Genomic DNA, 13658 nt, shown 5'->3' on the forward strand with positions numbered 1-13658 from the left:
TCGATGGGAGAGATTAAGATGCTGAAAACACCTTGCAAATTAAAAAGGATGCTTATATTGCCGTGTATGTGCTCTATTACGTTTTATTTAGGCTCTCAAGTGATGACGTATACAGAAGCTTCATTTATTCACGAAACGAAAGTAGAAGCCACTCTTTCTACAGCGATTATATTTCCGAAAACAGTTGATACGTTAAAAGAGCAAGCTGAGCAACATAAACAGCTTATTGGACATGAGTATGGAGAAATGAAAGCGAAATTGAAAGTTACTTCTATTGAAGAAATAGAACAAGCAATTGTTGTATGGCAGCAAGGGCGTGAGAAAATTGCTTCTGAGAAGGAGTCTTTACAAAAAGTATATACTTTAATAGAAACTCCTTACAATCAAATACAAGAAGAATTGAAAGTGAATAAAAGTGAATCAATTCAGCAAGTATCCTTGTATGTGAACGAAGGTTTTCATAGCATTAAAGAGAAGCGTGATTATGTTGATAAAGAGGCTAGTTTGCAAGCCATTGATGAACAAATACAGGCGTTACAACAACTATTAAAAGATGAAACAGTAAAGAAGCAGAATGAAACAGAAGAACAGAAGAAGCTAGAAGAGCAGAAAAAAGTAGAAGAACAGAAGAAGCTAGAAGAACAAAAGAAAACAGAAGAACAAAAGAAAACAGAAGAACAGAAGAAAGTAGAAGAACAGAAGAAAGTAGAAGAACAGAAGAAAGCAGAAGAACAGAAGAAGGTAGAAGAACAGAAGAAAGCAGAAGAACAGAAGAAGGTAGAAGAACAAAAGAAAGTAGATGAGCAGAAGAAAGCAGAGGAACAGAAGAAATAGAAACAGATAAAAAGCTGGAAAACAAGAATGTGGTGCAAGAGATAACGAGCGAATAAACAAAACTATTAATGTTTATGTGAGTGTGAGGGAACGTTAGCCCTCACCTCTTTGTCTTTCTTTTTTCTTATAGTGTGAAAAAAGTTATAAATTAGTATAAAGTATCATGTATTATTTTCTGAAAAATCAAAACAATATTGAGAAATAAAAATAATCAAAAATATATTGTACTTATATAGATTTGTTCGTTATAATGAACTTAAGGTTTTTAAAAAGAACAAATATTAGCTTAGCTAATACAGTTTTAGTTACACCTCTTATTTCAAATAAGAGATAAAAATACAAAAAACAGCTAGGGGGAATTGATTGTGAGTCTGAAAAAGAAATTAGGTATGGGAGTTGCATCAGCAGCATTGGGGTTATCTTTAATTGGTGGAGGAACATTTGCATTCTTTAGTGATAAAGAAGTGTCAAATAATACATTTGCAGCTGGGACGTTAGATCTTACATTAAACCCTAAAACGCTTGTAGATATTAAAGATTTAAAACCAGGGGATTCTGTTAAGAAAGAGTTCTTATTAAAGAACGACGGTACGTTAGCGATTAAAGACGTTAAATTAGCGACAAAGTATACTGTTAAAGATGCAAAAGGCGATAATGCTGGTGAAGACTTCGGTAAGCATATTAAAGTGAAATTCCTTTGGAACTGGGATAAACAAAGCGAGCCTGTATATGAAACAACTTTAGCAGATTTACAAAATGTGGATCCAGATGTTTTAGCTAAAGACATCTTTGCTCCAGAGTGGGCAGAGAATGGTGGTCTAGCACCAAATTCAGAAGACTATCTATGGGTACAGTTTGAATTCGTAGATAATGGTAAAGATCAAAACAAATTCCAAGGCGATTCATTGAACTTAGAATGGACATTCAACGCAAGCCAAACAGAGGGCGAAGAAAGATAATAAATAAAAAAAGCGGGGATTCCCCGCTTTTTTTTATAAAGAAAAAAAGAAGTGCCCATTTTAAGCACTCTTTCATATGTATTATTGTTGATTTTTCTTCCATTGTGTAAATTCGAGAAATTCACGAAACTGTTCTTTTGAGACACCGGAGCTCATCGCATCTTTAACGAGTTGCGTCCATTCGGAGTCTAGATGACTTTCTGTTGTTGTTTCATCGTGAAGTAAAGTATCAACTGGAATTTGTAGAACAGCTGATATTTTTTCAAGAAACTGAATGGAAGGGTTTTTTTGTAAATTCCGTTCTATAGAACTAATGTAAGATTTAGCTACACCAGCTTTTTCTGCGAGTTCTGTTAGTGAAATGCCTTTTTGTAAACGAAGGCGTTTTATACGTTCTCCTATCATATTTGCGCACCTTTCTATCAATATGTAGTCGTCTTATGATGTGATTATTATAACATAAACTTCGTTAAAAAGAACGAGGCCTATTGAGCCTGGCTCGTATGCTTCATACGTTGGAAAAAGTGTTCAATATCTTGCAGGGCAATGCCAGCATCTAGAGCTTCAAGTATTAAATCAATCCATTCTTGATCTAGTGAGTCAGTCTTATCTTTGTACAAATGTAATTCCTCCCTAATTATTGGTCATAATTGCTGCTACATAGTAGACGATAATTAATTGAATTTTATATTTTTTGTGTCAAATTATCGAATATTGTGTAGATGAAACAAAGATAAAATCCCCATTAAATTCTCTCTATGGAAATTATAAGGTTTTTGTCAAAAGTTTTCAATATTTTCTGAAAACATTGTTGAATTGTGATATATTCGTATACTAACTATGAAATTTTTACAAATATATTAAAAAAATTACATAATATAACTAAATATTGAAAATATATTGAATTTTTAATAATATAAAATATGTAATACATATTTTATATTAGGGGAGGAAATAAGGGATGATAAAGAAACCATTTAAAGTGTTATCAACAATTGCTTTGACAGCTGCTTTAGGCCTTTCGTTTGGCGCTGGAAGCCAGTCTGCGTATGCAGAAACGCCTGGGGATAAAACAGCTACAAGCCCAGTTGATGATCATTTAATCCCAGAAGAGAGATTAGCAGATGCACTGAAAAAACGTGGGGTAATTGATTCATCTGCTTCAGGGACAGAAACAAAGAAAGCTGTCGAAAAGTATGTAGAGAAGAAGAAGGGTGAAAACCCTGGGAAAGAAGCGGCAAATGGAGACCAACTTACGAAAGATGCATCTGACTTTTTAAAGAAAGTGAAAGATGCGAAAGCAGACACGAAAGAAAAGTTAGATAAACCTGCGACAGGGACACCTGCTGCGACAGGACCAGTTAAAGGCGGTCTAAATGGTAAAGTACCAACTTCTCCAGCAAAGCAAAAAGAATATAACGGTGAAGTTCGAAAGGATAAAGTACTCGTTTTACTTGTAGAGTATGCTGACTTTAAACATAACAATATCGATAAAGAGCCTGGCTACATGTATTCTAACGATTTTAACAAAGAACATTATGAAAAAATGTTATTCGGTAATGAGCCATTCGCGTTAGAGGATGGAAGCAAAATCGAAACGTTTAAACAATATTACGAAGAGCAATCTGGTGGTAGTTACACAGTGGACGGAACAGTAACAAAATGGTTAACGGTTCCTGGTAAAGCTGCTGATTACGGTGCGGATGCTCCGGACGGAGGTCACGATAATAAAGGACCAAAAGGACCGCGTGATCTTGTAAAAGATGCATTAAAAGCAGCTGTAGATAGCGGTATTGATTTATCAGAGTTTGACCAATTTGATCAATACGATGTAAATGGTGATGGGAATAAAAATCAACCGGATGGTTTAATTGACCACTTAATGATTATTCATGCGGGTGTTGGACAAGAAGCTGGCGGCGGTAAATTAGGTGATGATGCAATTTGGTCACATCGCTGGACAGTTGGACCAAAGCCATTCCCAATTGAAGGAACAAAATCGAAAGTTCCATATTGGGGCGGAAAGATGGCAGCATTTGACTACACAATTGAACCAGAAGATGGAGCGGTTGGTGTATTCGCACATGAATATGGTCATGATTTAGGTCTTCCAGATGAGTATGATACACAATATAGCGGTCAGGGTGAGCCGATTGAAGCTTGGTCTATTATGAGTGGCGGAAGCTGGGCTGGTAAAATCGCTGGAACGACGCCAACGAGTTTCTCACCACAAAATAAAGAGTTTTTCCAAAAAACAATTGGTGGTAACTGGGCAAATATCGTAGAAGTAGATTATGAGAAATTAAATAAAGGTATTGGTCTAGCAACATATTTGGATCAAAGTGTTACGAAATCAGATCGTCCAGGTACGATTCGCGTTAACTTACCAGATAAAGATGTAAAAACGATTGCACCAGCATTCGGTAAACAATATTATTACAGCACAAAAGGTGATGACCTTCACACAAAAATGGAGACACCGCTGTTCGATTTAACGAATGCAACGAATGCGAAATTCGATTTCAAGTCATTATATGAGATTGAAGCAGGTTACGATTTCCTTGAAGTACACGCTGTAACAGAAGACGGTAAACAAACGTTAATTGAACGTCTTGGTGAGAAAGCAAATAGTGGAAATGCAGATACGACAAATGGAAAATGGATTGACAAATCATACGATTTAAGTCAGTTCAAAGGTAAGAAAGTGAAATTAACATTTGATTACATTACTGATGGTGGTCTAGCATTAAACGGATTCGCTCTTGATAATGCTTCATTAACAGTAGATGGTAAAGTTGTATTCTCAGATGATGCAGAAGGTACACCACAATTAAAATTAGATGGTTTTGTTGTATCTAATGGAACAGAGAAGAAAAAACATAACTACTATGTAGAGTGGAGAAACTATGCTGGTGCAGATAAAGCATTGAAATTTGCGCGTGGTCCAGAATATAACACTGGTATGGTTGTATGGTATGCGGATTCAGCTTACACAGATAACTGGGTTGGTGTACATCCAGGACACGGTTTCCTCGGTGTAGTTGATTCTCACCCAGAAGCAATTGTAGGAACTTTAAATGGTAAACCAACAGTTAAGAGTAGTACACGATTCCAAATCGCTGATGCGGCGTTCTCATTCGATAAAACGCCAGCTTGGAACGTTGTATCTCCAACGCGTGGAACGTTTACGTACAATGGTTTAGCGGGCGTACCGAAGTTTGATGATTCTAAAGCGTATATTAATCAGCAGATTCCAGATGCAGGACGTATTTTACCGAATCTTGGCCTGAAGTTTGAAGTAGTAGGACAAGCTGATGATAATTCTGCAGGTGCTGTTCGTTTATATCGTTAATACAGTAAAACTACCGAAAGATTTTCTTTCGGTAGTTTTTTTGTGAGCAATGAATTTTATATAAAGGGAAAAGTTATATATAATGTAACTTTAAGAATAGAAATTTGTTACATATGAAGTCTATATAAATAATGAAAGAATTGGATAAAAATAGTGGGAGAAGGTGAGTGAATGAGTATTTCCTCTATTGTAAATAAACAAAAGGAATATTTTTACAAAGAGCCTACGAGAAGTGTAGAGACGAGAAAGAATAATTTGAAGAAGCTTTATGAAGGAATTCAGCGTTTTGAGGATGAGATTTTTCAAGCGTTGAAATTAGATTTGAATAAATCAGTACACGAATCATTTACAACAGAAATTGGATATGTACTAAAAGAGATTTCTTTTCAAATGAAGCATATTTCATCTTGGAGTAAACCAAAGCGTGTTCGCACAGCTCTTACTCATTTTGGATCGAAGGGGAAAGTAGCGCCAGAACCGTATGGTGTGACACTTATTATCGCACCGTGGAACTATCCGTTTCAATTAGCAATTGCTCCACTCGTAGGAGCATTGGCAGCCGGAAATACAGTCGTTTTAAAGCCGTCAGAGTTAACGCCAAACGTTTCAAAAGTGCTTACGAGAATGCTAGAAGAATTGTTCCCAGAAGAGCTTGTATCGGTAGTAGAAGGCGGTACTCAGGAAAGCACTGCACTTTTAAAGGAACCGTTTGACTATATTTTCTTTACAGGTAGTGTTGGTGTTGGAAAAGTTGTGATGGAAGCAGCGGCGAAAAGATTAACGCCTCTTACGTTAGAACTTGGCGGGAAAAGTCCATGTATTGTACATAAAGATGCCAAAATAGATGTAACCGCAAGACGTATCGTTTGGGGCAAGTTTTTAAATGCTGGGCAGACGTGTGTAGCGCCTGATTATATGTACGTTCATTCTTCAGTGAAAGAGCAGTTAATCGAGGCGTTGCGACATGAAATCGCAGAGCAATATGGAAAAGATGCTTTGCAAAATGATAATTATGTGCGAATTGTGAGTGAGCGTCATTTTGAACGCTTATGTACATTTTTACAAGACGGTAATCCTGTGATTGGTGGGAATTATAAGGAAGAAACATTGCAAATTGAGCCGACAGTGTTAACGAATGTTACATGGCACAGTGCTGTTATGGAAGATGAAATTTTTGGACCGATTTTACCAATTATAGAATATGACAAAATAGAAGAGGTAATTGAAACGATTCAGCACCATCCAAAGCCGTTAGCACTATATGTATTTTCTGAAGATAGAAAAGTGCAAGAGAAAGTGACGAGTAATATTTCATATGGCGGAGGATGTATAAATGATGTCGTATATCATCTTGCAACGCCATATTTACCTTTTGGGGGTGTGGGGAGCAGTGGGTTAGGCAGCTATCATGGTGAACAAAGTTTTCGGACTTTTTCCCATTATAAAAGCATTTTGTCCCAATCTACAGCATTCGATATGAAAATTCGTTACTCTTCTACAAAAAGTGCTTTAAAATTCATACGAAAGTTGTTAAAATGATGATGGTGTTTATCAGTAGGCGTAGCCGTATGATAAAAACCCCTTCGCAACTGAAGGGGTTTTTCTGTTCGACATATGTATCATGCGAAAATGAATCAAACATACTACATAAAGAATAGAAGAGAACGCTGCTAAACAACCATTTTTGTTTGGATCGAAACAAAAAATAGTCTATAGAATATAAATATTTATTCATGAATATAAAAATTAAAATTTAAGGTAGATAGGACGGGAAAATGAAAAAGATTATTAAAGTTGAAGCAGTAGAAAAACATTTTGGAAATCAAGTGATTATCCCCCCTCTTTCTTTAGATATTAAAGAAGGAGAATTTTTAACAATTTTAGGACCGAGTGGTTGCGGGAAAACGACTTTACTTCGTATGATCGCAGGATTTGAAACGCCAACTAAAGGGAATCTTTTATTAGATGATGAAAAGATTAACGATTTGCCGCCATACAAGCGTCATATGAATTTAGTGTTCCAACATTACGCACTATTCCCACATATGAATGTTGAAAAAAATATTTGTTTCGGTATGAAAATGCAAAAAGTATCAGCAGCAGAACAGAAAGAACGTGCGGAAGAGGCAATGCGTTTAACGCAGTTACTTGAGTTCCGTAATCGTAAACCTTCTAAGCTTTCTGGTGGACAGCAGCAGCGTGTAGCAATTGCAAGAGCAATTGTGAACAACCCACGTGTATTACTATTAGATGAGCCACTTGGAGCGCTTGACTTTAAGTTAAGAAAAGATTTGCAACGTGAATTGAAAAACTTACAACGTAATTTAGGAATTACGTTCATATATGTAACGCACGATCAAGAAGAAGCGATGAGTATGAGTGATCGTATTGTCGTTATGAATAAAGGGCATATCGAACAAGTCGGCACGCCTAAAGAAATTTACAATCAACCGAAAACATTGTTTGTTGCGACGTTCATCGGTGAAAATAATATCGTGAAAAATGGGGAAAACTACGTAGCAGTTCGCCCTGAAAATGTAAAAGTTCGCTCGGTTGAAGAGCCAATTTTAAAAGAATATCACCTTGGACATATTGAAGATATTGAATTTGTTGGAAATATGGAAAAGCTATATGTACGTGAGGAGAAAACAGCGGAATTACTAATGGCATACCAAACTGCTGAAGAAGCAACGCAGTGGAGCATTGGGGATAATGTATATGTAGGCTGGGAGCAAGAGGACGAGGTGACCTTAAATTGAAGAAAGGGAAATTACTCGCATTACCTACAGTCGTATGGCTGTTACTCTTCTTCCTAATTCCACTTCTGTTCGTATTAGCATTTGCCTTCATGCAGCGCGGAGCATACGGGACAGTGGAGATGAAATTTACATTAGATAACATAGCGCGTGTGTTTGATCCATTATATATGGGGACGTTATGGGAAACAGTGAAGATAGCTGTTATTACTACAGTACTATGTTTATTAATCGGTTATCCATTTGCCTATACAATTACAATTGTTGATCGTAAATATCGTTCTATCCTTCTATTATTGGCAACGATTCCGTTCTGGATTAACTTTCTTGTTCGTTCATACGCATGGATTGTTATTTTACGTTCACAAGGACTTGTAAACACATTGCTATTGAAACTAGGTATCATTAGTGAACCTTTAAATCTGCTATATAATACACCTTCTGTAATCCTCGGAATGGTATATTCTTTATTACCATTTATGATTTTACCAGTGTATGCAGCAATTGAGCAGCTTGATAAGCGTAAGCTAGAGGCAGCTTATGATTTAGGAGCAACACCAGTAAAGGCATTTTGGAATGTAACAGTACCGATGACGATGTCAGGGATTACAACTGGTTCTATTTTAGTATTCGTTTCTTCTATCGGAATGTTTGTTGTATCAGACGTTATGGGTGGATCGAAAGTAGCATTAATCGGAAACGTAATTCAAAACCAATTCTTAGGCTCACGTGACTGGCCGTTTGGTTCCGCGTTATCTATGATTGTTGTTCTATTCTCTGTTCTGTTAATTTACTTATATTATCGTGCAACGAAAGTATATAAATATGATGGAAACGGAGGGGAATAGGCAAAAATGAAGAAGTTTTTAGTTTCTTATTCTTGGTTAATCTTATTGTTTTTGTATTTTCCAATGATGGTTTTAATGGTATATTCCTTCAACGATTCTCGCATTAATGCGGAATGGGAGGGCTTTACGCTCCATTGGTATACAGATTTATTTCAAAAACAAGATGTTATTGATGCGTTTGTAAATAGTATTACGATTGCTCTTATAACGACAATTGTGACGACAGTTTTTGGTGTGATTTTTGCTATTGCATTACACCGTTACAAATATCGTTTTGAAGGGGCCATTAACGGTCTTGTATATTTACCAATTTTAATTCCTGATATTTTAATGGGATTATCTTTACTTATCCTATTTAGTCAATTAGGTATGGAACTTGGAAAAACAACAATTATTATTGCACACATTACATTCAGTATTTCATTTGTTGTTGTTATTTTAGCGGCACGTCTTTCTGGTATGGGACGTGATTTAGAAGAGGCTGCAAACGATTTAGGAGCAACGCCGTGGCAAACGTTTCGTTATGTAACGTTTCCAGCAATTGCACCAGGAGTTATTTCAGCCGCATTATTAACATTCACATTATCGATTGATGATTTTGTAATTAGTTTCTTCGTATCAGGACCAGGATCAACAACATTGCCATTATACATTTATAGTATGGTTAAGCGCGGAGTATCACCTGAAATTAATGCTCTTTCTACAATATTAATTGTTGTAATTGTAGGATTAATGGTGCTATCGGAAATTTTCCGTAATAAAGGTGCAGACGGTGAAGAAAACTCTGGAGGACACCTTCCTTTATAATACGAATGATATAGAAAGAACGAGGAGGTAAAAAATCAATGAAATTGATGAAGACATTAGCTGGCGCAGCTATTAGCTTCGGCCTTGTTGCAGGTGTACTTGCGGGCTGTGGTGAGAAGAAAGAAGAATTGAATATTTATAGTTGGGCTGACAACTTTGATGAGCAAGTTTTAAAAGATTTTGAAAAGAAATATAACGTGAAAATTAACTATGATAAATATGCAAGTAATGAAGAAATGCTTGCGAAATTACAAGCTGGTGGCGCGACATATGATTTAATTCAGCCATCTGATTACATGGTGAAAACGATGGCGAAGATGGACTTATTAGCGCCTTTAGATAAGAAGAACATCCCGAACATCGAGAACCTTGTTTCTAACTTTAAAACACCTGCATTTGATCCAGAGAATAAGTATTCTCTAGTATATACTTGGGGTGTAACAGGCATTGCATACAACAAAAAGTATGTGAAAGAAACACCTACAAGCTGGAATGATTTATGGAACGAGAAATATAAAGGACATGTTACTTTATTAAACGATTCTCGTGAAGTATTAGGAATGGGACTTAAGAAAAATGGTTTCTCTAATAGTACAAAAGAGGATGAACAGTTAAAGACAGCGTCTAATGATTTACAGAAGCTACTTCCAAACTTATTAGCATTTGATACAGATAATATTAAACAAAAATTCATTACAGAAGATGCGTGGATCGGGACTGTATGGTCTGGAGACGCAGCATTTATTGCCAAAGATAACAAAGATGTAGGATACGTTGTACCAAAAGAAGGAGGCACAATTTGGGCTGACACGTTAGCGATTCCAAAAGGTGCGAAACATAAAGAACTTGCAGAGAAGTTTATGAATTACTTATTAGATGAAAAAGTAAGTGTGAAAAACTATGAGTCAATTGGTTACAGTAATCCAAATGAAAAAGCTCGTCCTCTTCATAGTAAAGAATATCGTGAAAATCACATGATTTTCTTAACGAAAGAAGAATTAGATCGTACAGAATGGCTTGTTGATGTAGACGATAAGTTAAAAGACTACGACCGCTACTGGACAGAGTTAAAAACAAAAGGTAAATAAGTAAGAAAATGCGGTTTCTAAAGTAGAAATCGCATTTTTTCATAAGTAGGAGGAAATCGTTTGAAGAAAAAGTTACATCGATATGAGTTCATGTGTATGATTTTATTACTTGCTTTATTCGGCATTATCGCTTGGAGAGTACAAGCAAGCGGAGTTACAGCAGTGGATACATATGTCCGAGAGATGGTAAAAGGATTACAAACAGAAAGCTCAATTACATTCTTCACATATTTTACAAAGTTAGGATCTGCAATTGGAGTTATAACGACACTAATTATAAGTTTGCTCGTTTTTTGGAAAAAACGTTATTATGCTGCTATGATCGTGTATCCAATGGCTATATTAACGACACACCTTGTTAATAAGGGAATAAAAGAAATTGCAAAAAGAGACCGACCATCATTAAATGAGGCACTTGACGCACTTGGGTATAGCTTCCCAAGTGGACATGCAATGCTATCTATTATGACATTTGGTTTTCTTTCCTATATCATTGCTGCCAATTTGAAAAGTATAGCTGGGAAATGTGGTATTACGATTTCAATGGGCATATTAATTATATTGATTGGATTAAGTAGAGTCATTTTAAATGTACATTATCCAACTGATATTTTAGCAGGTTACTGCGCAGGTGGCATTTTGTTAATCATAGCAATTTATTGTCATCGTTTACTTACCGAGAGATTGGGACTTAACAACGAGAGATAGAAAAACGTCTAGAAAAACTAGTATTATAGTTTTTCTAGACGTTTTTTGTTTATGGGGAGATATGATACAGTATAAATGATAAGTGAATTATATAAAGTAGGTGAAAATGTGTGAAGACAAATGTACATAAAATTGATAAGTGGGGGAAGTTAGGATCTTATTTGTATCAATTTCGTTATACAGTAATCGTCGTATTATTACTATTAGCGATAGTGCTCGGTATCTTTGCTCCGAAGCTTCCAGGAGTATTAGGTGGTGATGGTTTCCAAACAGAAGGAGATTATCAAAAGACGAAAGAAATTTTAGATAAAGATTTTAAGCAGTCTCAGGATACACTTTTACTCATTTTTGAGAAGAACAAGGATGCTTCACATGAGGAGTTTCAAAAAGGTATAGAGGGAATTATAAAACATATTCAAGAGAAAGAAGCGTATGAGTCTTTCCATCATCCGATAGAAAATAAAGTGATGCTACAAGATGATATCGGTTATGCGACGATTTTATTTTCCGGGAAAACAAATAAAGGTCGAATGGAAAAGACATTGCAATTCGCTGATGAAATCAAGAAAGAAAGTAGTGCAGTATTAAAAGTAACACCGACAGGGTATCCGAAAATTAATCAAGAGATTAATGAAAGAACACAAAATGATTTAAAAGTAGCAGAGATGATCGGTTTACCTATTGCTTTTCTCGTACTATTATTCTCATTTGGTAGTCTGCTTGCGTCTATTTTACCGATTTTAAATGGGATATTAAGTGTAATTAGTACGATGGGGATTTTATATTTTATCGGCGTTGATAAAGAGTTATCTATTTTCGTGTTAAATGTTGCACCGATGATTGGGCTCGCATTATCAATTGATTTTGCACTGTTATTTGTAAATCGCTTTCGAGAGGAAGTTGCGAAGAGAACAGTGAAAGAGGCAATCGTGATTACGTATCAAACCGCGGGACGCGCTATCGTATTTTCAGGGTTATGTGTATTCGTCGGTTTATCCGGTTTATTTTTCTTTAAGATAGACTATATTCAATCTGTTGCCATTAGCGGGATGATTGTTGTCATTATGAGTATTTTATTTTCACTCACACTCCTTCCTGCACTGTTATCTTTAATTGGAAAAAGAATATTAAAAAAGAATCAGGTAGCACCTACTCCATCGAATGTATGGCGTAAATTTGCACAGTTTGTAATGAAACATCCAATCGTAATGATTGTTGCTGTTACAACATTTATTGTTATTTGCTTATTACCACTACGTACAGCTAATTTGCAGTTTCCTGGTGTCGAAGCATTACCAGAAAAGAGTGATACGAGAGTTGCATTTGAGAAGTATGAAGAAGCCTTTAATAAGACTGTCAAAACACACGCCGATGTTACTTTAGTAGTAGAGACGAAGGATGATATAACAGAAAAAGAAAGCTTACAAAAGGTAGAAGATGTCGTTCAAAAGTTAAAAGATGACAAGCAAGTATATAAGGTGAAAAGTGTATATGACGGGCTAAATGGAATGAAAGCAGATCAAGTTGCTGGAATATTGCAGTCGCCAGAAGCTGCGAAAATAGCTCCTGTATTTGAAGCGTATACGAAAGGAAATAAAACAACAATGGAAGTCTTTTTGGATACGAAGCCAAGTACAGAAACTGCAAAACAATGGGTTCGTGATTTCAAAAAGAATTATAAAGAAAACGATGTTACTTATTATTTAGGTGGGATGACAACGTTCCAACAAGAGTTAGAAGATGAAATTAAAGATAAAGTTGCAATTGGTATGTCTGTTATATTTGGGTCAACCTTTGTTATTTTATTATTCGCATTCCGCTCTATACTCATTCCAATAAAGGCGATTATTATGAATGTACTTAGTTTAAGTGCAACAATTGGAATCGTTATTTGGTTATTTGAAGGTGGTCATTTCGGATTAGATGAGAGTTCAGTTCTATTTGTTTTACCAATCTTCATTTTTGGTCTCGTATTTGGACTAAGCATGGATTATGAAGTATTTCTTATTTCACGAATCCATGAGTTATATGAGGAAACTGGAGATAACGATCAAGCAACGCTAGAAGGGCTTGTCTCGACAAGCCGTATCATTACATCCGCTGCTTTAATTATGATTGTTGTTACCGGTGCGTTCGCCTTTACTGATATTTTGCCAGTAAAGCAGATGGGTATTGGAGTCGCATTAGCGATATTTCTTGATGCAACAATTATTCGACTTATGCTTGTACCAAGTTTAATGAAATTGTTTGGAGATTGGAACTGGTGGCTACCATTTCGAAAGAAAAGAGAAAAATCATCATAAAAA

Annotated in this window: 12 protein-coding genes; 10 read left to right on the forward strand and 2 right to left on the reverse strand. The window is 35.9% G+C overall.

Annotated elements, in window-relative coordinates; genetic code table 11:
• Positions 1 to 3: 3 nt before the first annotated feature.
• Both KPL75_RS20480 and calY read left to right on the forward strand, forming a co-directional pair.
• On the forward strand, positions 4 to 834 hold the full coding sequence (locus tag KPL75_RS20480) for a DUF4047 domain-containing protein (RefSeq protein WP_219917543.1): 831 nt from the start codon (positions 4 to 6) through the stop codon (positions 832 to 834).
• A gap of 365 nt (positions 835 to 1199) precedes the next feature.
• On the forward strand, positions 1200 to 1793 hold the full coding sequence (gene calY / locus KPL75_RS20485; RefSeq protein ID WP_219917544.1) for a biofilm matrix protein CalY: 594 nt from the start codon (positions 1200 to 1202) through the stop codon (positions 1791 to 1793).
• A gap of 81 nt (positions 1794 to 1874) precedes the next feature.
• Here the strand turns inward: calY and KPL75_RS20490 are convergent, their stop codons facing one another.
• Both KPL75_RS20490 and KPL75_RS20495 read right to left on the reverse strand, forming a co-directional pair.
• A complete protein-coding gene (locus KPL75_RS20490; RefSeq protein ID WP_002064339.1) occupies positions 1875 to 2198 on the reverse strand; it encodes a helix-turn-helix domain-containing protein in 324 nt (107 codons plus the stop codon).
• An 80-nt stretch (positions 2199 to 2278) separates the two neighbouring features.
• Positions 2279 to 2413 (reverse strand): anti-repressor SinI family protein, encoded by a 135-nt coding sequence (locus KPL75_RS20495; RefSeq protein WP_000276220.1) that lies wholly within the window; start codon positions 2411 to 2413, stop codon positions 2279 to 2281.
• Positions 2414 to 2754: 341 nt separating this feature from the next.
• On the opposite strand from KPL75_RS20495, the gene inhA1 reads away from it, so the two are divergent.
• From inhA1 to KPL75_RS20535, 8 genes are all read left to right on the forward strand, one after another.
• Complete coding sequence (inhA1, locus tag KPL75_RS20500) at positions 2755 to 5145, forward strand: M6 family metalloprotease immune inhibitor InhA1 (RefSeq protein WP_219917545.1); 2391 nt, start codon at positions 2755 to 2757, stop codon at positions 5143 to 5145.
• A gap of 171 nt (positions 5146 to 5316) precedes the next feature.
• On the forward strand, positions 5317 to 6684 hold the full coding sequence (locus KPL75_RS20505; protein WP_219917546.1) for an aldehyde dehydrogenase: 1368 nt from the start codon (positions 5317 to 5319) through the stop codon (positions 6682 to 6684).
• A 236-nt stretch (positions 6685 to 6920) separates the two neighbouring features.
• Positions 6921 to 7904 (forward strand): spermidine/putrescine ABC transporter ATP-binding protein PotA, encoded by a 984-nt coding sequence (gene potA / locus KPL75_RS20510; protein ID WP_002117249.1) that lies wholly within the window; start codon positions 6921 to 6923, stop codon positions 7902 to 7904.
• Positions 7901 to 8749, forward strand: coding sequence for a spermidine/putrescine ABC transporter permease PotB (gene potB, locus KPL75_RS20515; protein ID WP_002126118.1), 849 nt, complete (start codon positions 7901 to 7903; stop codon positions 8747 to 8749). The genes potA and potB overlap by 4 nt, the downstream gene beginning before the upstream one ends.
• Before the next feature lie 6 nt (positions 8750 to 8755).
• A complete protein-coding gene (gene potC, locus KPL75_RS20520) occupies positions 8756 to 9556 on the forward strand; it encodes a spermidine/putrescine ABC transporter permease PotC (protein WP_097830135.1) in 801 nt (266 codons plus the stop codon).
• A 38-nt stretch (positions 9557 to 9594) separates the two neighbouring features.
• Positions 9595 to 10644 (forward strand): spermidine/putrescine ABC transporter substrate-binding protein PotD, encoded by a 1050-nt coding sequence (potD, locus tag KPL75_RS20525; RefSeq protein WP_219917547.1) that lies wholly within the window; start codon positions 9595 to 9597, stop codon positions 10642 to 10644.
• A gap of 60 nt (positions 10645 to 10704) precedes the next feature.
• Positions 10705 to 11352 carry a phosphatase PAP2 family protein gene (locus KPL75_RS20530; protein WP_219917548.1) on the forward strand — a complete coding sequence of 216 codons (648 nt, stop codon included), beginning with the start codon at positions 10705 to 10707 and terminating at the stop codon, positions 11350 to 11352.
• 110 nt (positions 11353 to 11462) lie between these two features.
• Positions 11463 to 13655: an MMPL family transporter gene (locus tag KPL75_RS20535; protein WP_219917549.1), complete on the forward strand. Its 2193-nt coding sequence runs from the start codon at positions 11463 to 11465 to the stop codon at positions 13653 to 13655.
• Positions 13656 to 13658: the final 3 nt, after the last annotated feature.

Source organism: Bacillus sp. NP247, from assembly GCF_018966865.1.
Taxonomy (GTDB): Bacteria; Bacillota; Bacilli; order Bacillales; family Bacillaceae_G; genus Bacillus_A.